Genomic DNA, 23,324 nt, shown 5'->3' with positions numbered 1-23,324 from the left:
GTCGGCGCGGTGTGCCACCCTGGGACGGTCACCAGCGGTCACCGGAGGTGAGGCTCACGTTACGGCTACGCGCACTGGTCGCCGTCCCCGGCACTGGGCCGGTGACCCTCGACGTTCCGGCCGGCACGACCGCCGCCCTGGTGACGCCACCCCGGGTCGGCACGGCCGTGGCCCGGGTGCTGGCCGGGCTCGCCGCCCCGGTCACCGGGCGGGTCATCGTCGGCGACCGGGACGTCACCGCCCTGCCGCCGCCACGCCGGCAGATCGGCTACGTGCCCGCCGGCGGCGCACTGCTGCCACAGCTCACCGTGCGCCGCAACATCGAGTACGGCCAACGCCGTCGCGAACGGGTGCACGAGGTGGCCGACGACTGGACAGCCACCGTGGTGGACCGGCTGGAGCTGGCCCCGACGCTGGCCCTGCTGCCGCACCTGCTCTCCGACGCCCAGCGGTTCCGGGTGGCGCTGGCCCGGGCCGCGGTCTGCCTGCCCGAGGTCCTCGTCGTCGACCTGCCCGTCGATCCGGCCGGCGGCGGCCGCCTCGGCGACCTGCTGCCCCGGCTGTCCCCACCGGACGCACCGGGGGTGGCCGTGCTGGTGTGCACCGCCGATCCGGCCACCCTGGCCGAGATCCCGCGCCGGCACGAGCTGGTCACCGAACCCGAGGGGACGGTCCGGTGACGCCGGCCGGGCGGGCGACCCGCCGTACCCTGCTGCGCGCCGCCGCGGCCGGCGCCGCGGTGACCGCGGCCGGCTGCGCCGGCGGCACCCGGTCCGTGCAGGTGGCGGTGGTCTGGAGCGGAAGCGAGCTGGACCGGTTCCGGCGGGTCGTCGCCGGCTACCCGGCCCCGGTGCACGTGGTCAGCGCCGGCAACGACATCGACGCGTTCCTGCGCGCCCGGCACCTCGCTGGCACCAGCCCGGACGTGGCGATCCTGCCGCGCCCCGGCCTGGTCACCGACTACGCCCTGCGGGGCTGGCTGAGCCCGGTGCGCCCGTCGAACGAGTACGCGGTGCCCACCGGGCTGAGCGACCTGCTGATGACCCGCGGGCGGCGTTACGGCGTCTGGGTGAAGGCGGCGCACAAGTCGCTGATCTGGCATCTGCCGTCGGTGCTGCCCCGGCCGCCGGCCACCTGGGACGAGCTGGTCACCGTGACCCGCACCCTCGGCGCGCTCGCCCGGCGCGGGTCCGGCCCGGCGCCCCTGGCGATCGGCGCGGCGGACGGCTGGGTGCTCACCGACTGGTTCGAGAACGTGCTGGCCGACCTGGCCCCCGACGCGTACGACGCCCTCGCCGGCCCGGACGCCGACTGGCAGGGCCGACCGGTGCGCGACACCCTGGACCGGCTCGCCGAGCTGTGGAGCATCGGCGGCGCGTTCCCCGGCGGCGGCCGCCGTGCCCTGCTCACCCAGTACGAGGAGTCGGTGATCCAGGTGGTGCGCTCCGGGCGGGCGGTGATGGTCTTCGAGGCCGACTTCACGGCCGAGGTGGCCGGCACGTTCCGGCGCGGCCCGGAGCAGCCGAAGACCTTTCGGTTCCCGAGCGCGCGGGCGGGCGGCGGTGGCCCGCTGATCGTCGGCGGAGACGCGGCGGTGGCGTTCGCCGACGCCCGGGGCGGGGTGGAGCTGATCGAGTGGCTCAGTCAGGCCGGCGCGTTCCAGCCCTGGTTGGACGCCGGCGGCTACCTGTCGCCGAACACCACGGTCGCGCTGGACAGCTACGCCGATCCGGTCCGCCGCCAGCTCGCCGGCGAGATGCGCGCTCCCGGCACCCTGCGCTTCGACCTCTCCGACCAGCTGCCCGGGCCCTTCACCGGCTCCGACGGGGTGGGCATCTGGCGGATCATGCAGGACTTCTTCGCCGACGTCACCGACGGCGTACCCGCCGCCGAGGCGGTCCGCCGGGCCACCGGGCAGCTCGCCGCTGCGGCCCGCAGCGCGGGAGGCGGGCGGTGAGCCGGGTCCGGGTGCTCGGCGAGCTGGCCGTGCTCGACGATGTGGGGCCGCCCCGGCGCGGCCGGGCGTACCCGGCGGCCGGCGCGACCTCCGCGCTGCTGTTGCCGGCGATCCTGCTGCTCGGCGGGCTGGTGCTGTGGCCGGTGCTGCGAACGGTGCACGCCAGCGTCACCACGGACGGTCACTGGGTCGGCGCCGAGCACTTCCGCACCGCGCTCGACGCGCCGGACACCGGCGCGGTGGTGGGCCGCACGGTCCTCTGGGCGGTGCTGGTGCCGGCGGTGGTCACGGCGCTGGGCTACCTGCTCGCCGCCGCGTCGCGCCGCTCGCAGGAGGGTGGGCTGGTCCGCCTGATCCTGCTGGTGCCGGTGGCGTTGCCGCTGGTCGTCACCGGAGTGACGTTCCGGCTGATGTACGACCCCGACCCGAGCCGGGGCCTGGCCACGCTGGTCGCGGCGCGACTGACCGGCCGGTCCGCCGCCGAGGCCCCGCAACTGCTCGGGCCGGGCCTGGTCACGGTGGCGCTGATGTCGGCGTTCGTCTGGGCCTGGGTCGGCCTGGCCGTGCTGGTCTTCCGGGCCGCGCTGGACGCGGTGCCCCCGAACCTGGCCGACGCGGTACGCGCCTACGGCGGCGGTCGCCGGCACGTGCTGTGGGACGCGCAGTGGCGACCGCTGCTGCTGCGTACCGTGGCGGTGGTCTTCGCGCTGGTCGCGGTGGGCACCAGCCGCACCTTCGACCTGATCCTGGTGATGACCCCCGGCTCGGTCCGGGACGAGGCCGCCGTGCTGGCGCTGCGGGTCTGGCAGACCTCGGGTGGCACCACCACCGGCGAGGGCGCCGCACTCGGTGTGGTGTGGCTGGTGGCGGTCATCGGCGGGATCCTGGTGGCGGCGCTGTTCGTCCGGCAGGCGTGGCCGCCGCCGCGGGCCGAGATGCCGCCGGACCCGGACCGGGTGGCACCGCCCCGGCGGGTGTTCCGACTGCTCGCGGCGGGCGCCGCGGTGGCCTGGCTGGTGCCGCTGGTGGTGCTGGTCGCCACCTCCCTGCACGGTCAGGTGGATGCGGCGGCGCGCGGTTGGTGGTCGACGCCGCCGGGGGTTGGCTCCTACCGCGACCTGGTCACCGGGGCCGAGCTGTGGCGAACGCTGGCCTTCACGCTGCTGCTGGCCACCGTCGTGACCGCCACGGTGCTGGTGGTCGCGCTGCTGGCCGCGTACCCGCTGGCCTGGTTGACCGGACCGGCCGCGCAGGCCACTGGGCTGCTGCTGCTGGCCGCCAGCGTCGTACCGGTACAGGTCATCGCCGGGCCGCTCAACGAGGTGCTCGGCCTGGTGCTCTCCTCCGGCACCGCCCGCGGCCTGGCCCTGGTGCACGTGGCGCTGGGCGTGCCGTTCGCGGTCCTGGTGCTGCGCAACGCGTTCGCCGACCTGCCCGCCGAGCAGGTGCGCGGCGCCCGGCTGGGTGGGCGCCGCTGGTGGGGCACGCTGCGCCGGCTGGCCCGGCACAACCTGCCCGCGGTGGTCGCGGTCTCCGTGCTGGAGTTCGTCCAGGTCTGGAACGACCTGGTGGTGGGCCTGCTGTTCAGCGGGCCGGAGGCGACACCGCTGGGGCTGTTCCTGGCCGGGCAGTCCCGTGGCTTCGTGTCCAACAGCGGGGCGCTGGCCGCCGCCTCGGTGTTCGCCTCGGTGCTGCCGGTGCTGCTGGTGGTGCTCGCCCGCCGGCAGCTCGTCGCCGGGCTGGTCTCCGGGGGCGTCCGGTGACCGGCCCCACCGGCACCGGCCGCGGGCCGCGCTGGCCGGTGCTGATCGCGGTCGGCACGCTGGTCAGCGGGGTGCTCGGCAACCTGGCCAGCAACATGCTCTCCGAGCTGGCGGCCAGCGTGCTTGGGCCGGCGAGCATCGCGCTGGTGGTCAGCGGCGGGGTCGGTTTCGTGGTGTTCGAGATGCGCCGGCGCCGAACCGGTCGGGAGGTGAGCCCGGAGCCCACCGAGGTCGTCGCCGCACCGGCCACCGGCGCGCCGACGCTGCCGTACCCGGCCGGCTTCACCGGACGCGACGAGCACGTCCAGGCGGTGCTCGCGCTGCTCGCCCGGGAGCACGCGGTGGCCGTGCTGGGCCGGCGGGCGGTGGGCACCTCCGCCTGCGCCGTACAGGCGGCGAACCTGTGCCGGGAGGACTTCCCGGACGGGCAGTACTACCTCGACCTGCGCCGCGGCGGTCGACCCCGGTCCGCCCGGCAGGTGCTCACCGCGCTGGCCGGGGTGCTGGGCACCGCCGCGCCCATCTCGGGCCGGCCGGACGCCCTCGCGGTCGCCGCCGACGCCCTGCGTGGCCAGCTCGACGGCCGCAAGATCCTGCTGGTGCTGGACAACATCGACCGGCCCGAGCAGGTCCTGCCGCTGCTGCCGCCGACCGCGCGGACCTGCCGGCTGCTGCTCGCCGGCGGCCCGGCGTTGAGTGGGCTGCAGGGCGTGGTCGCGCACTGGATCGCCGAGCCGGGCCCGGCCGAGGCGGTCGAGCTGTTCGCCGCAGCGGGCGTGGCCGCGCCGGCCGCCCGGGTCCGCCGCGCCGACCCGCGCACCGACCCGGCGGTCGGCGACATCGTCGAGCTGTGCGGGCGGCAGCCGCGCACCGTCCGGGCACTCGGCTACCGCACCGCCCAGCACGGCTGGCGGCACGCCGACGTGCTGGACGCGCTGCGCCGCGCGGTGCAGACGCCGCCGCACCAGCGGGTCACCGTTTCGCCGGCGGCCCGGCTGGTCACCGAACGGGACACCGCGTACCGGGCGTTGACCCGTGAGGCCCGCCGGCTGTACAGGCTGATGTCGCTGGCGCCCGCCCCGGTGGACCGACCCGCCATCGCCGCGCTGGCCGGTCGACACCCGGAACGGGTGACCGCGCTGCTCGACCAACTGGCCGCCGCGGCGTTCGTCGTCGGCGCGCCCGGCGACCGGTACGAGATCCGCCCCCTGCTCGCCGGCAACGCACGGCTGCACCTGCGCGACGCCGATCCGGCCCGGGCCCGGGTCGCCGCGCAGGCCCGGCTGACCCGGCACCTGGCCCGACGGGCCGAACGGCACGCGGCCAACCTGGCCGTGCTGGGCTCTCCACCGGACCGGGAGTGGTCACTGCCGCTGGACGACGACCCGTACGGCTGGTTCGACCTGCACCAGGAGCTGCTGCTGGCGGTGGTCCGGGTGCCGGCCGGCGCGGCCGAGACGCTGCCGCGCCGGGTGCGCCGGTGGTGGTTCCGGCTGGCCGTGGCGCTGTGCGGATGGCTGGCGCACGTCGAGCGGCTCAACGAGTGGGAGCAGGTCTGCCGTACCGTGCTGGCCACCCCGACGGCCGACGACCGACCGGAGATCGCCGGGTGGGCGCACAACGAGCTGGGGGTGCTGCGCCGGCGCCGGCACGACCCGCAGGGTGCCGCCGCCGCACTCACCCTCGCGGTCTCCGAGCGCGGCCGGCGGGGCACCGCCCAGGCCCGGATGAACCTCGGCCTGGCCCTGATCGACCTGGGGCAGCTCGACGACGCGGTGGAGCACCTGGAGCTGTCCCGCCGGCACCGCTCGGGCGCGGACCGGGCCGGGCACGCCCTCACCGATCTGGGCCTGGGCGCCGCGCAGTTGGCCCGGGGCGAGCTGGAGATCGCCCACCACCATCTGGTGCGGGCGGCGAACACGTTCCGGTCGGTGGGTGACGCCCGTGGCTACGCGGCGGCGCTGACCAACCTGGTGCTGGTGCACGCCGCCCTCGGCGAGCACCTGGATGCCGCGCAGGCGTGGCGGGCCGCGCTGCGCGAGTACGAGTCGGTCAGCGACCCGACGAGCCGGGCGGCGGCGCTGCTCAACGCCGGGGCGACGCTGCTGACCGCCACGCCCGGGCAGGCGCGGGCGGCGTACGAGCTGCTGGCCGAGGGTCGGCGGCTGCGCGAGGAGAGCCGGCCCACGGCGGGGCTGGCACGCACCCTGCTGTACCTGGGTGACGCCGCCGCGGCGCTGGGCGACCGGGCTGAGGCGCGGCGACACTGGGCGGACGCGGCGGCGGTTGCCGAGGAGGTCGGCGACGCCGACGGGCAGGCCGCCGCGGACAGCCGGCTGGAGGACGACGGGGAGCTGCCGGTGGCCGGCGCGTGATCCGCGTCCCGACCTGCGCGGCAGGGGCGCCCGCGTGATGTCGGTCGCTCAGGTTGGCCGGTTGCAGGGGTCTGGGAGAGTGTGTGATCGTGGATACGCTCTCGGTGCGGGGACTGAGCCGCAACTTCGGCAACCTGGTCGTGCTCGACGACGTGAGCTTCACGCTCCAGGCGGGCCGGATCGCGGTGGTGCTGGGCCCCAACGGGAGCGGCAAGACCACCCTGCTGCGCTGCGTGGTCGGCGCCGACCGGCCGGACGCGGGCGAGGTGCTGGTGCAGGGTCGCCGGGCCGACGAGACCGATCCCCAGGTGCGGGCGCTGGTGGCGGCCGCCCTGGACGACATCGACTTCTTCCCCGACCTGTCCGTGGTCGAGCACCTGGAGCTGGTCGCGTACGCGCACGGCGGCAACGCCGAGCCGGTTGAGGAGGTGCTCGCCGAGCTGGGCCTGGAACCGGCCCGCGACCAGCTGCCGGTGACCCTGTCCAGCGGGCAGCGTCGCCGGCTGGCGCTGGCGTCCTGCTTCGTACGCCCCCGCCGGGTGCTGATCCTGGACGAGCCGGAGCAGCGCCTGGACGTCCGCGGCCGCCAGTGGCTGGCCGACCGGCTGCGCCGGGAGCGGGACGCGGGCACCGCCGTTCTGCTGGCGTCGCACGACCCGGAACTGATCGACGCGGTGGTCGACGAGCGCATCGAGATCGGCCGGTGACCGCCCCGCTCGCAACCGTCGCGGACGCGCCGGCCGGCGTGCCCACCGCCCGGCAGGTGCGTACGCACCTGCGCCGGGCCCGCCGCCGGCATCACGACCACTCGCTCGGTGACGTGCTGGGTGATGCGTACGTCATGGTCCTTTTCGTGGGCATGTACGGCTGGTTCGCGATCAGCGCCAGCCGGGACATGCTGAACTCCCCCACCGTCGGCCAGGCCGATCCGGGGGTGCGCTGGTGGCTGGCGGTCGCCGCGCTGCTGGCCGGGGCCGGGCTCGCCTGGCGCGGCCTGCGTGCCCTCGGTCCGCTGCTGGTGACCCCGGCGACGCAGAGCTGGGTGGCCAGCGCGCCGATCGACCGGCGGGCCTGGTTGGCGCCGCGCCTCGGCGTCCTGCTGGCGGCCGCGGCGGCCGGCACCGCGCTGCTCGGGGTGGCCGTGGCGGCGATGGGCGGCGTCAGCGACCCGACCGCGCTGGGCTGGGCGGCGGCGGCCGGCGCGGGTTGGGGCGCCGCAGCGCTGGCGCTGAGTGTCGTCGCCCAGGGCAGCCGGACGGGCCGGCGATGGCCGGCCGTGGCGGGGGCGGTCCCGATGCTGGCGGCCGCCATCATCACGGGGCTGGTGGTGCTCGTCGGTCGCCTCGGCGACGGGCTGCCCCGGCCGTCGGCGACGCCGACCGCCGCGCTGGTCGCCGTCGGGGTGCCCCTCGCGGTCGTCGCCGCCGTCCTGGCGGTCCGCGCGCTGCCCCGGGTGGATCGGGCCACGCTGACCACCGGCGCGCAGTTCGCCAACGCCGCCGCCACGGCCACGATCCTGCTCGACCCGACCCTGCTCGCCGGCCTGGTGGAGAGCCGCCGCTGGCGCCGGATCGGCCGGGTACGCAGCCGCCGGTTCCTGCCCGGCCCCGCCTGGTGGGCGCTGCTCCAGGCCGACGTGCGCCGGCTGGGACGCCACCCCAGCGCCCTGCTGATCTGGGCGGCGCTGATCGGGGTCCAGTACGCGGCCGCGCTCGCCCTGCCCGGGCTGGCCGGTGCCGCGCAGGTGGTGTTCGGCTACCTCGCCGCCGACCGGTTGACCGGCGGCCTGCGGTCGATCAGCCGGTCACCCGGGTTGCGTCGGGCGCTCGGTGGCAGTGATGCGGCGCTGCGCGGGATCCATGTGGTCGTGCCGGCGGTCGGCGCCGGCCTGTGGTGGCTGTCGACCCTGCCGACCGTCGACGGTGGGCCGGCGTGGCTGGCGCCGACGCTCGCACTCGGGGTGGTGGCCGCCGCCTGGCGGGCCGCCACCCGACCGGCCATCGACTATGGCGGGGCGACGGCGAACACGCCGTTCGGGATGATCCCGGTCGACCTGCTGCGCCAGGGCGCGCGCGGGCCGGCGCTGCTCGCCGTGCTCGTCCTGGTCCGCCTGCTGCTGGGTTGACCGGGCGGACCCGCCCGGTCAACCCAGGACGTTCAGCCGTCCAGACGCCGGACCATGTTCATGACGGTCTCCAGCTGGGCGCCGCCCTTGATCGGGTAGTTGGTCGCGCCGAGGTAGCCCCACCAGTCCCAGCAGCCGTTCGGGTTGGTGCCGGCGGTGCTCGCCTGGGGGTAGAGGACGATCAGGTTGTTGGTGTCGGCGTACTGGTTCAGGTTCGCCCGGTCGACGAAGGCGGTGCCCACCGAGCCGTACCCCTGGAGGCAGCCGTGCAGGGCCACCAGCAGCCGGCACGACTGGCCGGCCGCGCAGGACGACGGGACGTACGCGAAGCCGTTGGCGTCCATGCTCAAACCGTTGGCCCAGCCGTTGACCGCGAAGGTGTTCTGGCTGAACCGGATGAGCGTGCCACCGAGCGGGCCGGTGTTTGGCGCGTTCACGCCACCGAGCAGTTTGCGGAGCAGGGCGTTCTGCGGGTCGACGCCGCAGTCGTTGAGGAACGGCGACGCGGTCGCGGTGCAGCCCCGTGTCCCGTACGGGGTGACCCAGGAGTGGCCGGCCGCGGAGCCGCTGTCGTACTGCACGCTGGCCCCGAAGTGCTGGTAGTACCGGACCAGGTCGTCGGTGACGGACTTCTTGACGGTGGTGTCGTTGCCGCCGTGGAAGACGTACACCGGGTCACCGGACAGGTTGCCGACCGGGTCGACCCAGCCGTAGGACGCCCAGGTCCGGGTGTACGCCTGCAGGGCGGACAGGTTGGTCGGGTACTGGTTGTCGCCGCAGCCGTAGAGCGCCTGGGCGACGTTGTTCTGGGCGCAGTAGTACGGCCCGGCGGCGAAGACGGCCGCGCCGCGGATCCGGGACGAGTAGGCGACGTGCAGTTGCGTGGCGAGGTAGCCACCGGAGGAGACGCCCGTGACGTAGACGCCGGAGACGTTGTAGGTGCCCAACGAGCCGGAGACCGGGGGCTTGGTGGCCGGGTTGGCGGCCTGGGCGGGCGCCGCGGTGGTCAGGATCAGCAGGAGGACGGCGGCGAGGGTGGCGGCGGCTTTCAGCGGTGTCGTCATGGACGCTCTCCTTGCGAGCGCCGGCGGGGGCGTCGGCGTGCGCCGACGCTATCGTGACGTAGACCACACCAGATATGAGCGCAACCGACACGTCCGAGGACACCGCTGCGTCCGCCTCGCCCATCACTGCTTCTAGAGCTGCCGGAGGACGGACGCGATCGTCGCGACGCCCTCCTCGATGTCCGACGCGGTGTTCGCGGCGTAGCCGAGCACAAGGCCGGGCCGGTGCGGCCGCTGGCAGTGCCAGGACAGCGGTTGCACCTTCACACCGCGGGCCAGTGTCGCCGCCGCCAGCTCGGTGTCGGCCAGCCCGGTGTCGAGTGTGATCGTCAGGTGCAGGCCGGCCGCCGCGCCGTGCACGGTCGCGCCGGGCAGGTGCCGGGTCAGCGCGGCGATCATCGCGTCGCGTCGACGGATGTGTCGGCGGCGCAGCAGCCGCAGCTGTCGCTCCAGCGCGCCGGAGGTCATCAGCTCCGCCAGCACCAGTTGCGGCAGCACCGCGTTGCCCAGGTCGGCATTGCGCTTGGCGGCCACCACCGCCTCCCGGTGGCGGGCCGGCACGAGCAGCCAGCCGACCCGCAGCGCCGGGGCGAGCAGTTTGGACACGCTGCCGGCGTAGCAGACCTGCTCGGGTAGCAGGCCGCGCAGCGCCGGCACCGGGGGCCGGTCGTAGCGGTGCTCGGCGTCGTAGTCGTCCTCGATGATCAGACCGCCGGACCGGGCCCAGTCGAGGAGCTGACGGCGGCGGTCGCCGTCGAGCACCACTCCGGTCGGGAACTGGTGCGCGGGTGTGAGCATCACCGCGGGCACGCCGCTGGCGGCCAACTCGTCGACGCGCAGCCCGGCGCCGTCCACCGCGATCGGCGGGGTATGGATCCCCCAGTTGTTCAGGTGCTGGCGTACGCCCAACGACCCGGGGTCCTCGACCGCGACCCGGTCGATGCCGAGCGCCTGGGCGAGCAGCCCGAGCGCCTGGGACACGCCCGCCACGATGATCACCTCGACGGGGTCGACGGCGATGCCCCGGCTGCGGGCGAGCCAGGTGGCCACGGCCCGGCGCAGCGCGGGCGCGCCGCACGGGTCGCCGTAGCCCAGGTCGGCCGCGGCGAGATCGCGCAGCACGACACGTTCGGCGCGCAGCCAGTCCGCGCGGGGAAAGGCGGCCAGATCGGGTACGCCGGGCGTCAGGTCGATCGTGGCGCTCGCCGCGCGTACCGCGTCGAAGATGTCGCTGCCCGGAGCGGGCGGGAAGAGCGCGTCCGGCGCTGGCGCGGCGGCCGGGGCGGGTGCCGACGTGGCGGGCGCGGCCGGGGCGGCGACGACCACCGTCCCGGCACGGCCTCGACCGGTGACGTGCCCCTCCTCGGTGAGCCGCTGGTACGCCTCAGTGACCACGCCCCGGGAGACGCCGAGGTCGGCGGCGAGCACCCGGGTGGCGGGGAGCCGCCCGCCGACCGGCACCCGCCCGTCGGCGATGGCCTGGCGCAGCCGGCCGGCCAGCCAGTCGGCCCGTCCGCCGGGCGGAGCGTCGGTGATGGTCAGGTGCAGGAAGTCCGACCCGGCCGTTATGGACCTGTCGGGTGCTCTCGGTTTGGCCCTGCTCACCGGACCATCCTGGCAGCAGAGTGGGAGTTCAGACAGCCCCGCCGAGCCCACCGGAGGACGCCGTGACGATCCCGTTCCTGATCACCACGCTGATCGTGGTGATCACTCCGGGCACCGGGGTGTTCTTCACCCTCTCCGCCGGGCTGTCCCGGGGCGCCCGGGCCGGCGTGCTGGCCGCCTTCGCCTGCACGCTGGGGGTGGTGCCGCACCTGCTAGCGGCGATGACCGGGCTCGCCGCGCTGCTGCAGGCGAGCGCGGCGGCGTTCGAGGTGGTCCGGTACCTCGGCGTCGGGTACCTGCTCTACCTGGCCTGGTCGACCGTGCGGGACCGCACCGCCTTCGCGGCGACTCCCGGTACGCCACCCCGCTCGGCTGCCCGGGTGATCGTCTCCGGGGTGCTGGTCAACCTGCTCAACCCGAAGCCGACGCTGTTCTTCGTCGCGTTCCTGCCGCAGTTCGTGGACACCACCGCGCCAGGCTCGACACGGTCGATGCTCGCGTGCGGGGCCGTGTTCATGCTGCTCACCTTCGTGGTGTTCAGCGGCTACGGCATCTTCGCGGCCCGGCTGCGCGACCGGGTGCTCACCCTGCCGAGGGTCACCGACTGGTTGCGCCGGTCGGTCGCCGGCACGTTCGTCGCGCTCGGCGTGACGCTCGCTCTCACCGAACGATAGGAGTCCCGTGCAGTTCCAGCATTCCGCGCCGCTCCGCGCCGCGTACCCGGACCTGGTGGCCGGCGTGGTCCTGGCCACCGGCATCACCCCCACGGCGGATGTGGCACAGCGGACCGCCGCGTACACCGCCGTCGCCCGTGAACGGTTGGCCGGCGGCGCCGAGAGCGGGTTCCCGGAGATCCAGGCGTGGCGGCGGGCGTACGCCGCGATGGGGCTGCGCCCCACCCGGTACCGGTGCGCGGCGGAGGCGCTGCTGCGCCGGTTGCGGCTGGACGGCGACCTGCCCCGGCTGCACCCCCTGGTCGACCTCTGCAACGCCGTCTCGACCGCGTACGCGATCCCGGTCGCGGTGCTCGACCTGGACCGGGTCGACGGCGATCTGGTGGTCCGCCCCGCCCACGGCGACGAGGAGTACCTGAGCTTCGCCGGCGAGACCGAGCACCCCGACCCGGGCGAGGTGACCTTCGTGGACGCCGCCGGTCGGGCGCACGCCCGGCGCTGGACGAACCGGCAGAGCGGCTGGTCGGCCGTGCGGGAGGGCACCTCGTCGGTGCTGATCGTCGCCGAGGCGTTGCACCCCGACGCCGAGGCGGACGTGACCCGGTTGGTCGCCGCACTGGTGGCGGAACTGACCGAGGGGTGGTCGGCACCGACGGGTGCCTCCGTGCTCACCGGCGCCGCACCCCGGTTCGACACGACGGCCGCCGGTAAAGCGGCAGGTCAGGCGGTGTCGCCGGGGACGAGGTGGCGGTAGCCGGGGATCGTCTCGGCGAACCAGCCGGCGACGCTGGCCAGGCCGCGCTCGTTGAGCTGCGCGTCGTGGATCGGGTACGCCCGTTCGGCGCCCACCTCCCGGGCGAACCGGATCGCCTCGTCGAGCCGCAGCCAGGACCCCTGCGCCGGAACCAGCAGCGTGCGGACCGGCTCGTCCGGCACGTGCACCGAGTCGCCCGGGTGGTAGAGCCCGTCGCCGATCAGGTAGCCGAGGTTGGGACAGTCCGGTTGACCGTCGTGGATCGCGGCGTGCCGGCCGCCGTGGGCGGTGACCGGAATGCCGGCCGCGGTGAAGCGTTGCCCGGCGTGGACCCGGGTGACCGGCAGCGGGGCGAGGTCGGGCAGTTGTGCGCCCTCCGGGGCGTAGACCGGGACGCCCAGGCCGGCCAGCCGCAGCACGTCCACGTGGTCGGTGTGCTCGTGGGTGACCAGGACGGCGTCCGCGCCGACCAGGGCGCGCGGTTCGCTCCACGTGCCGGGGTCGACGACCAACACGCCGCCGTCGTGCTCGATCCGGACGCAGGAGTGGGTGAACCGGGTGATCCGCATCCGACGACGGTACGCCGCCGGCCGGTAGGTCACGGTCCCATGGGACCGGGGCGGATCTGGGGCGGACGTGTCGACGGGCCGGCATGATCGGAGGCATGCAGCGCTCGACGCAGCGGGGGCACCGGAGCGTCCCGCACACCGCCGACGTACGGATCGAGGCGTGGGCGCCGGACCGGGAGGGGTGCCTGGCCGAGGCGGTCGCCGCGCTGGTCGAGACGTTCGCGGACATCAGCGGCGCCCGGGCGGAGGCGGACACCGAGTTCGAGCTGCCGCCCGGTGACGATGAGGACCTGCTGGTCGGCCTGCTGGACGAGGTGATCTTCCGGCTGGACACCGAGGGCACCCTGCCGCTGGACTGCGACGTGCGGTCGACCGGGGCCGGTGGCCTGCTGGCCCGCTGGCGGTCGACCAGCACCGACGCGGTGGAGCTGGTCGGCGCGGTGCCGAAGGCGGTGTCGCTGCACGCGCTGCGCGTCGGCCCGGACGACGCCGGCTGGTCGTGCGCGGTGACCCTGGACGTGTGAGCGTCGGCGGGCGCGCAGCCGCGGGTCAGCCCGGCCCGGTCAGCCCTTGACCACGCCGAGCGGCGTGAGCCGGGCGACAAGCCGGCACAGGCCCGCGCCCCGGGCCGCTTCCACCACCGCCGACACGTCCTTGTACGCCTCCGGCATCTCCTCGGCCAGCCCCTTCCAGGACGCGCCGCGTACGGCCACGCCCCGCGCCGCCAGGTCGCGCCGCACGTCCTGGCCCCGGGCGGCGCGGGTGGCCTCGCCACGGCTGCGGGTACGGCCGGCGCCGTGACAGGTGGACGCGAAGGCCGGGTTGCCGGCGACGCCGGTGAGCACGTACGACGAGGTGCCCATCGAGCCGGGAATCAGCACCGGCTGTCCCGCGTCGCGCAGGTCGGCAGGGAGGTCCGGGTGGCCGGGCGGCAGCGCGCGGGTGGCGCCCTTGCGGTGCACGCAGAGCTGCCGGGTGCCGCCGTCCCGCTCGTGATCCTCGATCTTGGCGAGGTTGTGCGACACGTCGTAGACCAGGTCCAGGTCGGTCCCGGCGACCCGGCTGAAGACCCGGCGGGCCGCCTCGGTGAGCAGTTGCCGGTTGGCCCGCGCGTAGTTCGCCGCTGCGGCCATCGCGCCCAGGTAGGCCCGTCCCTCCGGCGAATCGACCGGCGCGCAGGCCAGCTGCCGGTCCGGCACCTCGATGCCGTGCCGGGGCATCACCCCCTCCATGATCCGTACGTAGTCGGTGCAGATCTGGTGGCCCAGCCCGCGCGAGCCACAGTGGATCATCACGCAGACCTGCCCCTGGCGCAGCCCGAACGCCGCGGCGACCGGCTCGTCGTACACCTCCTCGACGGCCTGCACCTCAAGGAAGTGGTTGCCGGAGCCGAGGCTGCCGACCTGGCCCTGCCCGCGCTGCACGGCCCGCTCGCCGACCTGCGCCGGATCGGCGTCGGTCACCGCGCCGCCGTCCTCACAGCGGGCCAGGTCCCGGGGCACCCCGTGCCCCTGCTCGACGGCGTACCGGGAGCCACCGCGCAGCACCGCGTCCAGCTCGGCGCGGTCCGCGAGCTGCCAGACCGAGCCCCGGCCCATGCCACGCGGAATGGCCGGGTCCAGACCGTTCATCAGCGCGTCGATGATCCGGGGTAGCTCCGCCCGGTCCAGCTCGGCGGTGAGCAGCCGGACCCCGCAGGAGATGTCGAAACCCACCCCGCCGGGCGAGACCACACCGCCCGCGGCGACGTCGGTGGCCGCGACGCCACCGATCGGGAAGCCGTAACCCCAGTGCACGTCCGGCATGGCGTACGACGCGTCGACAATGCCAGGCAGGGTGGCCACGTTCGCCACCTGGTCCAGCGACCGGTCGGCACCGACGTCGGGCAGCAGCTCCGGCATGGCGAACACGACCCCGGGCACCCGCATCGGCGCCTCGCGGTCGATCCGGAACCGGTACGGCGACTCCTGGACCAGCTCCATGCCCGGACGGCTACCCGCCACGCGCACTCGTACACCCGGTTGGCGCCCGTCCGGTCCGGGTAGTGCGGGAGCATGCCCCAGCGGTACGAGAACTACCCGAGAATCGCGGTCGTCACCGGCGCGGACTCCGGCATCGGCAAGGCCTGCGCGGTCGCCCTGGCCGAGGCCGGCTTCGAGATCGGTATCACCTGGTACGGCGACCCCGACGGCGCCGAGCGGACCGCCACCGAGGTCCGGGCCACCGGGCGGCGCTGCGAGGTCGCCGAGGTCGACCTGACCCGGCTGCCGGAGGCCGCGGCGGTCGTGGACGAGCTGGCCGACCGGCTGGGCGGCATCGGGGTTCTGGTCAACAACGCGGGCACCGGCGCGTCGACCCCGTTCGTCGACACCTCCTGGGAACAGTGGCGGGAGGTGCTGTCGGTCGACCTGGAGGCGCCCTTCCTGTGCGCGCAGCGCGCCGCCCGGCGGATGCGGGCCGCCGGGAACGGCGGGCGGATCATCAACATCACCAGCGTGCACGAGCACGCGCCCCGGGTCGGCTCTGCCGCGTACTGTGCCGCCAAGGGTGGGCTGGGGCTGTTGACCGGGGTGATGGCACAGGAGTTGGCCGCCGACGGGATCACCGTCAACGCGGTCGCCCCGGGCGAGATCGCCACGCCGATGACCGGTCAGGAGGACATCGACCCGTTCACCCAGGAGCGGCCCGGCGTACCGGTGGGGCGGCCGGGCGACGCCCGGGAGGTCGCCGCCGTGGTCGCACTGCTCGCTTCCCCCGCCGCCAGCTACGTCACCGGGGCGTCCTGGCCGGTCGACGGGGGCATGCTGCTGATGGGCCCGCAGGCCAACAGCCTGACGTCGAACGACTGGCGCTCGGTCTGACCCCCCAGCGGAAAACACCGCCGGTCGCGAACGGGACAGCGAGCGGCAAACCGGGCACGTATCCTTCCCCCTTCCGGTGATCAGCGGCGGCGGTGAAGCCGGTCGACGACGGAGGGGGACCGGATGCCCGAGTGGGCTGGCCGGGGCGGCCGGCAACGACGCGCCTTCGTGGTCGGTGGGGCGCTGCTCGGGATCGCCGCCCTGATGCTGCTGGCCGCCTGGCGCAGCACCGGCTTCCTCAGCGACCTGCTGCTCAACCTGGGCGCCAGCGTGGTGCTCGCGGCCATCTCCTACGTCATCTTCGATCCGCTGTTCGAGGAGGCCCGCAAGGCGCGGGTGCAGGAGCACCTGAGCTTCGACCAGCAGGCCTTCGTGGCGCGGCTGCACCGCGCCGGCCGCCGGGTACGGATCCTCGACACCTGGACCATCCTGCTGGAGCAGCGGCACCGGGAGGAGACCCTGGCGGCGGTACGCGCGGCGCTGGCCAACGGCTCCCAGGTGCAGCTGCTCCTGCTCGACCCGGACTGCACCGCCGCCCAGCAGCGCTCCGAGGAACTGGAGCGGCAGCGGGTGAACGTGCCGCGGCAGATCCGCACCAACCTGCGCCACCTGGCCGCCTTCTCGGACGCCCTCGAGCCCCGGCTGCGGCACCGGTTACAGGTCCGGCTCTACGACGCCTCCCCGTCGATCCAGCTCTACCAGTGGGACGGTCGCGCGCTGATCTCGTTCTTCCCGATCGGGAAGCTGTCGTTCAACGTGCCCCAGCTCGAGGTGGACATGGACAGCCCGTGGGGCGGATTCGTGCACGCCCGGTTCGAGGAGCTGTGGGAGCACGAGCAGGCGACCTTGGATTTGGAGCGGTACTGGTCGGTGACGGTCACTCTGCGCCACGACGACTCGGACGTGGTCGAGGTGCAGGTGCCCTACGTGACGGTGGACGGGCAGCACTACGTCGACTGCCACGCGTTCCGGTTGGCCCGGCCGCTGACCGTGCGGGCCGCGCTGCCGCCACGGGCACCCGGGGCGGCGCCGGAGGTGTTCACCCTGGCCGAGCCAGCCGACGGAGACCGTACGCCGGTCGCCACCGTGGTCCGGCAGTTCGACCAGAAGTACGGGCCCGGCAACGGGGAGCGGGCGATCCGCCGGTTGGCGCCGCAGCAGCCGGCCGGTCCGCGCACCCCCGCGCCCCGCTCCGCGGCGACCGGTGACACGCACGGACGGTGACCCCACCCGGCCGGTCGGGACGGCGCGCGGGACAATGGTGGCTGCCGTGCCCGATCGCCAGGAGGACCGTCCGCGTGTCGCCCAGCCCCGCTCCCCCGCCCGGGCCGACGCAGCTGCGCGCCGACTGTGGGCGCTGCTTCGGGCTGTGCTGCGTGGTGCCCGCCTTCGCCGCCTCGGCGGATTTCGCCGTCGACAAGCCGGCCGGTCAACCCTGCGCCAACCTGCGTCCCGACCACCGCTGCGGCATCCACACCGAGCTGCGGGAGCGCGGGTTTCCCGGCTGCACGGTGTTCGACTGCTTCGGCGCCGGCCAGCAGGTCGCCCAGGTGACCTTCGGTGGGCGGGACTGGCGGGACGCGCCGCAGATGCTGCCGGAGATGGCTGCGGCGTTCACCGTGCTGCGTCCGCTGCACGAGCTGCTCTGGTACCTGACCGAGGCGTTGGCGCTGCGCCCGCCGGCCGAGCTGCGCGTCGAGCTGGAGCGCGCCCGCGCCGAGATGTCGGCGCTCATCGGGGGCGAGCCGGCGCAGCTGCGCGCGGTGGATGTGGCCGCGCACCGAGACCGGGTCAACCCGTTGCTCTCGCGGGCCGGGGAAGCGGCCCGATCCCGGGGCGGCGCCCCAGGCCTCGACCGCCGTGGCGCGCAGCTGCTGGGGGCGGATCTGCGCGGAATGGACCTGCGCCGGGCCAACCTGCGCGGGGCGTTGCTGATCGGCGCCGACCTGCGCGGTGTCGACCTGGGCCTGGCCGACGTCACGGGCGCCGACCTGCGCGGCGCCGACCTACGCGGCGCGGACCTGCGGGCCACCCTCTTCCTGCACCAGGCCCAGCTGGACGCCGCTCGCGGTGACGCGCGCACCGGGCTGCCGGCGACGCTCACCCGGCCGGCGCACTGGACGGCGCTGTCGCTGACGCCGGTCCGCCGACCGCACCAGGCCGCGGCGCCCGCCCGCCGCGGCCGGCGCCGATAGGCGACGCCAGCCCGATCGGGTGCGCGTCGCGGTCAGCCTCCGGTCAACTCGCGGAAGCCAGCGTGGACCGGGCACTGCGGGCAGCGGCGCGCTGGCGCTGGCCCTGGTCGTGGCGGTCAGCCGCCGCGGGACGCTGCGGCTGCCGTCCGCCCCGCCGCCGGCCGAGACGATCACACCGGCGGTCAGCGCCAGCGGGCGAGGTTTCGTCGGCGACGACGCCGGGTAGCCACCGCCGACGCGGAACGGCACCGACGGGGGGCACGGCGTGGGTTTCCGAAAGCGCGACGGTGAGCTGCCGAGCGACCCGCAGCACAGCGAGGACGAGGCCGGCCAGGCCCGGTTGGTGCAGGTCGAGGCGGACACCGAGGTCCCGCCGCCGGACGGCACCGACGTACGGCCGGACATCGTGACCGAGGACGACAACTCGGGTGTCGCCGGGGGCTCCTCCGGCAGCAGCGGCGGTGGGTCCAGCATGCCCGGGCACCCGGACGCGACCCGCTGACGCGGGCTCAGCGCGGAGTCAGCGGCTGGCCAGCGCGGCCGCCCGCGCCTCGGTCATGCCCTTGTTGGCCAGCCCGTCGGCCCGCTCGTTCTCCGGGTGACCGTTGTGCCCCTTGACCCACAGCCAGGTGACCTGGTGCCGCTCGCAGGCGGCCTCCAGCCGCTGCCACAGGTCGGCGTTCTTCACCGGCTGCTTCGCGGCGGTCAGCCAGCCGTTGCGCTTCCAGGACGCCAGCCAGCTGGTGATGCCGTTGCGCACGTACGTGCTGTCGGTGTGCAGCTCGACGGTTACCGGCCGGTTCAGGCTCTCCAAAGCCTGGATGGCCGCCATCAGCTCCATCCGGTTGTTGGTGGTCGGACTGGCCTCGCCGCCGCACAGCTCCCGCTCGTGGTCGCCGTAGCGCAGCAGGGCGCCCCAGCCGCCCGGTCCGGGGTTTCCGCTGCACGCCCCGTCGGTCCAGATCTGCACACCTCTGCCGGCCGCCGCGTCCACCATGGCGAGCAACCTACCGGGCTGCGACGCCGCGACCCGCGCTCGGGTGGCCGCCACGCCGGGTGTCGCCGGTCGAAAATCCCGCGCGTCGCCCCGGCCCGGTCTGCCAGAGTCGATCACCATGGGCGGGAACTGGGACGCCGAGCGCTGATCCGCCCGGTCAGCGGGGCGGCGCGCCGGGCTCCGAGCCGGCGCCATCCGGCCCGGCATCGCCGGCTCCGCCGGCGGGCGGGACGCCCACCACGGCCGCCGGGATGGCCGGGGCGGGTCGGGTCGGGCGCAGCCGGTCGCGGACGCGGTCCGCCGCGTCGCCGGCGGTGGCCGCGATCATCGGCAGCAGCCGGGTGGAGTTCATCACGGCGACCTCCTCGGCGGGGGTGGTCACGCCGTCGAGGAAGCGCAGCACCCGCTCGGCCGGGTTGCGGTCGAAGAGCCGGTCGAAGAAGTCCGGGCCACCGACCCCGCCCCGGTCCAGCGCGCGCAGCGCGACCGCGTCCATCCAGCGGTGCCGGCGGGGGTACGCCGGCGCGGGCACCGGCGGCCGCCCGGCTGCGAGGGCACGGGCCACCTGGTCGGCCTGGCGGTACATCGCGGAGAACGTGAAGCCGGTGGAGGGGCGGGTCGCGCCGCCGGCCGTGCCGAGGCGCACCACCCGGGGTGAGGGCCGGGCCGGGAACGGCGCGTCGGTCATCGGGATCACCCCGTTCTCCACCTCACGCACCCGCAGCCCGGCCGGATCGAGCCCGAGCAGGTCCCGGTAGCCGGCCAGCGCCGTGTCGTACCCGGAACCGGTGAGCAGGGCCGGCGAGAACTCGGTGTACTCGACCAGGGCGTAGCGGTCGCTCACCGGGAGCACGTACCCGAACGAGACGCCCCGGGTTGGCTGCGGGGTGCGGAAGTCCATCAGCACCGCCCGCGCCGGGTCGAACACCGGCCGGTCGGCTTCGAGCCACCACCCCCGGAAGTGCTGCAACCAGGTGGTGCGCCCAGGTCGAGCCGGTGGGCGGGGACGGGAGTCGAGCACCCAGCCGGCCCGTACGGTGGGCCCGCCGCCGGTGCGCACCACCACCCGGGTGCCGTCGTCGACGACCGTCCCGGCGGGCGCGACGATCCGGGTGGCGCCGAGGCGGCGCTCGGCCTCGGCAGCCCGGTCGTAGACCGGGCCGGAGCGGAGCATGGCGTACCGCAGCGGGGCCAGGTCGAGCACCCGACGCCGCGCCGGCGTGACCACCTCGACCTGCTGCCAGCTCGCGCTGAGCAGCGGGTCCAGGTCATCGTCCGGGTGGCCCCAGAACGCCCAGGTGCGGTCCTGGCCGCGCCGGCGCACCGGGTCGACGACCGCGATCCGCAGGTCGCGGACGCCGTGCCGGTCCAGCGCGGCGAGCAGCAGCGACGCGGCGCCGCCGCCGCCGAGCAGCGCGAGGTCGACGTCCAGCGGCGCGGATCCGGTCACCCGCCCCACGCTGCCACACCGCTCTGCCCCACCACCCGCCGCCACCGACGCGGCGCGTCCTCAGCCCACCCGGGCGGGATCGGGTACGGCCGGGGGCGGGTCGGCGTAGGCGCGGGCCACCGTCGCGCGGGTGAAGACCCGCCAGGTGGCGGCGGAGACGCCGATCGCCACCGCCAGGCCGACCCAGTACGGCGCGGTGATGCCGAACCGGGCGGCGAGCAGACCACCGAGCAGGGCGCCCACGCAGTTGCCACCCGCCGCCACGAAGAGCGTGGTGCTGGCCACCCGGCCCTGCAACTCCGGCGGGGTGAGCCGTTGGCGCAGCGAGTTCGCCACGATGTTCCACAGTGCGCTGTGTACGCCGAAGGCGAAGAGCGCGAAGCCGACCACGACCGTGCTGCGGGAGCCCGCCAGCGCCAGGTGCAGCCCCGCCTCGATCAGCAGGCCGATCCGGATCGTCCAGGTGGCGCCGGACCAGGCGATGAGCCGATCGCCGAGGAGCGCGCCGAGCACCCCGCCGAAGGCCATGCAGGTGAACAGCAGCCCGTAGCCGACGGACCCGAGCCGCAGTCGCTCGTCGGCGAGCAGCACCAGCACCGCCAGCGCGGCGGTCAGGGTCACGTTGAGCAGGCCGATCAGCACGGCCATCGTCCGGAGCAGCCGCTGATGGGCCAGCCAGCGCAGCCCTTCGACGATCTCCCCCCGCATCGAGCGGGTACGGCGTGCGCTCACGTCGGTGGCGGCGGCCCGGAAATCGCCTCCGATGAGCGCCACCAGCACCGCGCTGAGGGCGTACGTGACGGCGTTGACCAGGAACGGGCTGCTCGCCGCGAGCACGAACAGGAGACCGCCCAGCGGTCCGGCGAGCATGCCGTGCATGAGGGTGGTGCCGCCGCCGAGCCAGCCGTTGGCCCGCTCCAGGCGGTGCCGGGGCACCACGCTCGGCAGCACGGCCTGGCCGGCCGCACGGAACACGATCTCGCCGGTGTTGACGACGAACAGCACCACGTACAGCAGCGCCACGCCGGCTGTACCGGTCATGATCGCCGCGGCCAGCACGGCCAGCGCTACCACTCGCACCAGGTCGATGACGATCATCAGGCGGCGCCGGTCCATCCGGTCCACCAGCACCCCGCCGGGCAGCGCGAAGAGCAACCAGGGCAGCCAGGCCACGGCGGACGCCGCAGCCACCACGAGCGGGTCGGTCGTCCGCGAGGCGACGAAGAGCGGCGCGGCGACGGTGGCCAGGCCGCTGCCCAGGGCGGAGAGGGTGCTGGCCGCCCACAGCCGGGCGAACCGCGTGCCGAGTCCGGCGTCCCTGTCCCGTGTCACGGGCACGGAACCTACCAGCGAGCCGGCCCCGGCGGAGCGGGCCGGCTGGGCCGCCGGCCGGGTGGTGCATTACCGCCGTCGCCGGCAATACCTCGCCATCGGCCCACCCGTGACAGCCCGGCCGGACGGACATCGACCGGATCAGCGGTGCCGGTCCGGCCGTGCGGGCCTTTCCGCAGCTCTCCCCGCCTTCGGGTGGACACGTGACGGCAACGAGGATTTCTCATTTTCACCGGATCGAGGTCCCAACGCACCTAGTGTTGGGCACACCGGTGCTAGTCACGGAGTTGGCCACCCGAACGACGTCCCACGCAGTCAGCGGACGAAAAGTGAGGGAAGACGCGTATGAAGGTCTCAACAGCACTCTGTTCGGCAGCGCTCGGCGTGGGCCTCGGCACGCTCCTGCTGCCGGGCGCCGCACTGGCCGACACCACCGTGTCACCAGCCACCACCCCGGTCGGTGGGACCGTCGTGCTCACCGCGACGACCTGCAACCCGAAATCGGGCGACGCCATCTTCCGCGTCACCGGCCCCAACCGCGACCAGAACGTCCGATCCACCACCGCCGCGGCCGGCGGCGGGCTCAGCGCCGAACTCTTCACCGCCGGGTTCACCCTCGGTACGTACACCGTGGCGGCCACCTGCGGCGACGGCAGCTCGGCCGGCAGCGCCGCGTTCACCGTGACCCCGATCGGCGGCGCGCCCGCCGGATCCGGCGGCGGCAACCGCGACAACGGTGCCCTCGCCGCCGGCGGCACGCTGCTCGGCACCGCCCTCGCCGGCGCGGTGATCCTGTTCCGCCGGCGCCGTCCGGTGTCCGCCGTCGCCTGATCGGCGACCCGCTCCATCCCTGAGGACGGGTGCCCGCACCGGTGTCACCGGCGCGGGCACCCCGACGATCCCGTACGGAGGTCGGCACGTGTGGAGACGGCGGACCCTACCGGCCGTGGTCGCCCTGCTCGCCATGAGCGGGCTGGGGCTGATCACCGCCGGCGTCACCGCCGACCCGCCGCGGCCGCCCCGGCCGCCGGCCGACGCGCCGACCCGCACCCACGCCGCACCGGACCTGGCGCCGCTGCCCCGCGCCGCGCCCGTCCGGGTGCAGATCCCGGCCATCGGCGTACGCGCCGAGGTCGTCCCCGTCGGCGCGGACGCAGCCGGGGTGCTGGAGGTGCCGCCACTGGACCGGCCGGCCCTCGCCGGCTGGTACCGGCACGGGGTCAGCCCGGGTGAGACCGGCAACGCCGTCCTGGTGGGACACGTCGACTCCCCGGCCGGGCCGGCGGTCTTCTTCGATCTCGGCCGCCTAAGCACCGGCCAGGAGATCCAGATCACCCGCGCCGACGCGCGCGTCACTACGTACACCGTGGACGGTGTGCGGTCGTACCCCAAGGAGCACTTCCCCACCACGCTGGTCTACGGTCCGGCGGACATCGCCGGGCTGCGCCTGATCACCTGCGGCGGCCGGTTCGACACCGGGACCGGCAACTACGTGGACAACATCGTCGTCTTCGCCACCCGCACGGCCTGAGCCCGGCCCGCCCGGCTGTCGGGAGCCGGACCCCGCTCGGCAGAATGCGGTGGCACCATCCCCTGCGGGCAT

At 75.1% G+C, this 23,324-nt stretch carries 23 protein-coding genes; 16 read left to right on the top strand and 7 right to left on the bottom strand.

Going from position 1 to position 23,324, the window contains the following annotated elements:
* The first annotated feature begins 47 nt into the window (after window positions 1-47).
* From ACFYPS_RS27105 to ACFYPS_RS27080, 6 genes are all read left to right on the top strand, one after another.
* Window positions 48-680, top strand: a complete 633-nt coding sequence (locus tag ACFYPS_RS27105) for an ATP-binding cassette domain-containing protein (RefSeq protein WP_354966596.1) — start codon at window positions 48-50, stop codon at window positions 678-680.
* Window positions 677-1,957, top strand: a complete 1,281-nt coding sequence (locus tag ACFYPS_RS27100; RefSeq protein ID WP_387327917.1) for a hypothetical protein — start codon at window positions 677-679, stop codon at window positions 1,955-1,957. Before ACFYPS_RS27105 ends, ACFYPS_RS27100 begins: the two co-directional genes overlap by 4 nt.
* A complete protein-coding gene (locus tag ACFYPS_RS27095; protein ID WP_387327915.1) occupies window positions 1,954-3,720 on the top strand; it encodes an ABC transporter permease subunit in 1,767 nt (588 codons plus the stop codon). Before ACFYPS_RS27100 ends, ACFYPS_RS27095 begins: the two co-directional genes overlap by 4 nt.
* Window positions 3,717-6,095 carry a tetratricopeptide repeat protein gene (locus ACFYPS_RS27090; protein ID WP_387327912.1) on the top strand — a complete coding sequence of 793 codons (2,379 nt, stop codon included), beginning with the start codon at window positions 3,717-3,719 and terminating at the stop codon, window positions 6,093-6,095. Before ACFYPS_RS27095 ends, ACFYPS_RS27090 begins: the two co-directional genes overlap by 4 nt.
* 83 nt (window positions 6,096-6,178) lie before the next feature.
* Window positions 6,179-6,802: an ABC transporter ATP-binding protein gene (locus ACFYPS_RS27085; protein WP_089021258.1), complete on the top strand. Its 624-nt coding sequence runs from the start codon at window positions 6,179-6,181 to the stop codon at window positions 6,800-6,802.
* Complete coding sequence (locus ACFYPS_RS27080) at window positions 6,799-8,220, top strand: DUF6297 family protein (protein WP_387327909.1); 1,422 nt, start codon at window positions 6,799-6,801, stop codon at window positions 8,218-8,220. The genes ACFYPS_RS27085 and ACFYPS_RS27080 overlap by 4 nt, the downstream gene beginning before the upstream one ends.
* Before the next feature lie 32 nt (window positions 8,221-8,252).
* Here ACFYPS_RS27080 and ACFYPS_RS27075 read toward each other — a convergent pair whose 3' ends face one another.
* Both ACFYPS_RS27075 and ACFYPS_RS27070 read right to left on the bottom strand, forming a co-directional pair.
* Window positions 8,253-9,284 carry a poly(3-hydroxybutyrate) depolymerase gene (locus ACFYPS_RS27075; protein WP_387327907.1) on the bottom strand — a complete coding sequence of 344 codons (1,032 nt, stop codon included), beginning with the start codon at window positions 9,282-9,284 and terminating at the stop codon, window positions 8,253-8,255.
* Window positions 9,285-9,416: 132 nt separating this feature from the next.
* A complete protein-coding gene (locus ACFYPS_RS27070) occupies window positions 9,417-10,889 on the bottom strand; it encodes a PLP-dependent aminotransferase family protein (protein ID WP_387327904.1) in 1,473 nt (490 codons plus the stop codon).
* A 62-nt stretch (window positions 10,890-10,951) separates the two neighbouring features.
* Here ACFYPS_RS27070 and ACFYPS_RS27065 point away from each other — a divergent pair, with 62 nt between their 5' ends.
* Window positions 10,952-11,563, top strand: a complete 612-nt coding sequence (locus ACFYPS_RS27065; RefSeq protein WP_387327901.1) for a LysE family translocator — start codon at window positions 10,952-10,954, stop codon at window positions 11,561-11,563.
* 7 nt (window positions 11,564-11,570) lie between these two features.
* The gene (locus ACFYPS_RS27060; protein WP_387327899.1) at window positions 11,571-12,317 is read left to right on the top strand and encodes a B3/4 domain-containing protein; all 747 of its coding nucleotides are present in this window, start codon (window positions 11,571-11,573) and stop codon (window positions 12,315-12,317) included.
* On the opposite strand, the gene ACFYPS_RS27055 is transcribed toward ACFYPS_RS27060, so the two are convergent.
* The gene (locus ACFYPS_RS27055; RefSeq protein WP_354966605.1) at window positions 12,284-12,886 is read right to left on the bottom strand and encodes an MBL fold metallo-hydrolase; all 603 of its coding nucleotides are present in this window, start codon (window positions 12,884-12,886) and stop codon (window positions 12,284-12,286) included. The genes ACFYPS_RS27060 and ACFYPS_RS27055 overlap by 34 nt on opposite strands.
* A gap of 95 nt (window positions 12,887-12,981) precedes the next feature.
* Here ACFYPS_RS27055 and ACFYPS_RS27050 point away from each other — a divergent pair, with 95 nt between their 5' ends.
* Window positions 12,982-13,410, top strand: a complete 429-nt coding sequence (locus tag ACFYPS_RS27050; RefSeq protein WP_354966606.1) for an archease — start codon at window positions 12,982-12,984, stop codon at window positions 13,408-13,410.
* Window positions 13,411-13,449: 39 nt separating this feature from the next.
* Here the strand turns inward: ACFYPS_RS27050 and ACFYPS_RS27045 are convergent, their stop codons facing one another.
* Window positions 13,450-14,868 carry an RtcB family protein gene (locus ACFYPS_RS27045; protein ID WP_354966607.1) on the bottom strand — a complete coding sequence of 473 codons (1,419 nt, stop codon included), beginning with the start codon at window positions 14,866-14,868 and terminating at the stop codon, window positions 13,450-13,452.
* Between the two features lie 72 nt (window positions 14,869-14,940).
* Here ACFYPS_RS27045 and ACFYPS_RS27040 point away from each other — a divergent pair, with 72 nt between their 5' ends.
* From ACFYPS_RS27040 to ACFYPS_RS27020, 5 genes are all read left to right on the top strand, one after another.
* Complete coding sequence (locus ACFYPS_RS27040; RefSeq protein ID WP_387327895.1) at window positions 14,941-15,747, top strand: SDR family oxidoreductase; 807 nt, start codon at window positions 14,941-14,943, stop codon at window positions 15,745-15,747.
* A 123-nt stretch (window positions 15,748-15,870) separates the two neighbouring features.
* Window positions 15,871-16,971: a DUF5919 domain-containing protein gene (locus tag ACFYPS_RS27035; protein WP_354966609.1), complete on the top strand. Its 1,101-nt coding sequence runs from the start codon at window positions 15,871-15,873 to the stop codon at window positions 16,969-16,971.
* A 74-nt stretch (window positions 16,972-17,045) separates the two neighbouring features.
* Window positions 17,046-17,942, top strand: a complete 897-nt coding sequence (locus ACFYPS_RS27030) for a pentapeptide repeat-containing protein (protein ID WP_354966610.1) — start codon at window positions 17,046-17,048, stop codon at window positions 17,940-17,942.
* A 19-nt stretch (window positions 17,943-17,961) separates the two neighbouring features.
* Complete coding sequence (locus ACFYPS_RS27025) at window positions 17,962-18,168, top strand: hypothetical protein (RefSeq protein WP_387327891.1); 207 nt, start codon at window positions 17,962-17,964, stop codon at window positions 18,166-18,168.
* A 39-nt stretch (window positions 18,169-18,207) separates the two neighbouring features.
* Window positions 18,208-18,444 (top strand): preprotein translocase YidC, encoded by a 237-nt coding sequence (locus ACFYPS_RS27020; protein WP_354966612.1) that lies wholly within the window; start codon window positions 18,208-18,210, stop codon window positions 18,442-18,444.
* An 18-nt stretch (window positions 18,445-18,462) separates the two neighbouring features.
* Here the strand turns inward: ACFYPS_RS27020 and rnhA are convergent, their stop codons facing one another.
* From rnhA to ACFYPS_RS27005, 3 genes are all read right to left on the bottom strand, one after another.
* Window positions 18,463-18,939 carry a ribonuclease HI gene (rnhA, locus tag ACFYPS_RS27015; RefSeq protein ID WP_354966613.1) on the bottom strand — a complete coding sequence of 159 codons (477 nt, stop codon included), beginning with the start codon at window positions 18,937-18,939 and terminating at the stop codon, window positions 18,463-18,465.
* Window positions 18,940-19,096: 157 nt separating this feature from the next.
* Complete coding sequence (locus ACFYPS_RS27010; protein ID WP_387327888.1) at window positions 19,097-20,389, bottom strand: lycopene cyclase family protein; 1,293 nt, start codon at window positions 20,387-20,389, stop codon at window positions 19,097-19,099.
* Window positions 20,390-20,449: 60 nt separating this feature from the next.
* Window positions 20,450-21,721, bottom strand: a complete 1,272-nt coding sequence (locus tag ACFYPS_RS27005; RefSeq protein ID WP_387327886.1) for an MFS transporter — start codon at window positions 21,719-21,721, stop codon at window positions 20,450-20,452.
* Between the two features lie 345 nt (window positions 21,722-22,066).
* On the opposite strand from ACFYPS_RS27005, the gene ACFYPS_RS27000 reads away from it, so the two are divergent.
* Both ACFYPS_RS27000 and ACFYPS_RS26995 read left to right on the top strand, forming a co-directional pair.
* A complete protein-coding gene (locus ACFYPS_RS27000; protein ID WP_387327883.1) occupies window positions 22,067-22,552 on the top strand; it encodes a hypothetical protein in 486 nt (161 codons plus the stop codon).
* 133 nt (window positions 22,553-22,685) lie between these two features.
* A complete protein-coding gene (locus tag ACFYPS_RS26995; protein WP_387328043.1) occupies window positions 22,686-23,252 on the top strand; it encodes a class F sortase in 567 nt (188 codons plus the stop codon).
* The last annotated feature ends 72 nt before the right edge of the window (window positions 23,253-23,324 follow it).

Source organism: Micromonospora sp. NPDC005087 (assembly GCF_042872965.1).
In the GTDB taxonomy this organism is placed as follows: domain Bacteria; phylum Actinomycetota; class Actinomycetes; order Mycobacteriales; family Micromonosporaceae; genus Micromonospora.
Note: the sequence above shows the minus strand (reverse complement) of the source record. Positions and strands in the feature narration are given on the sequence as shown.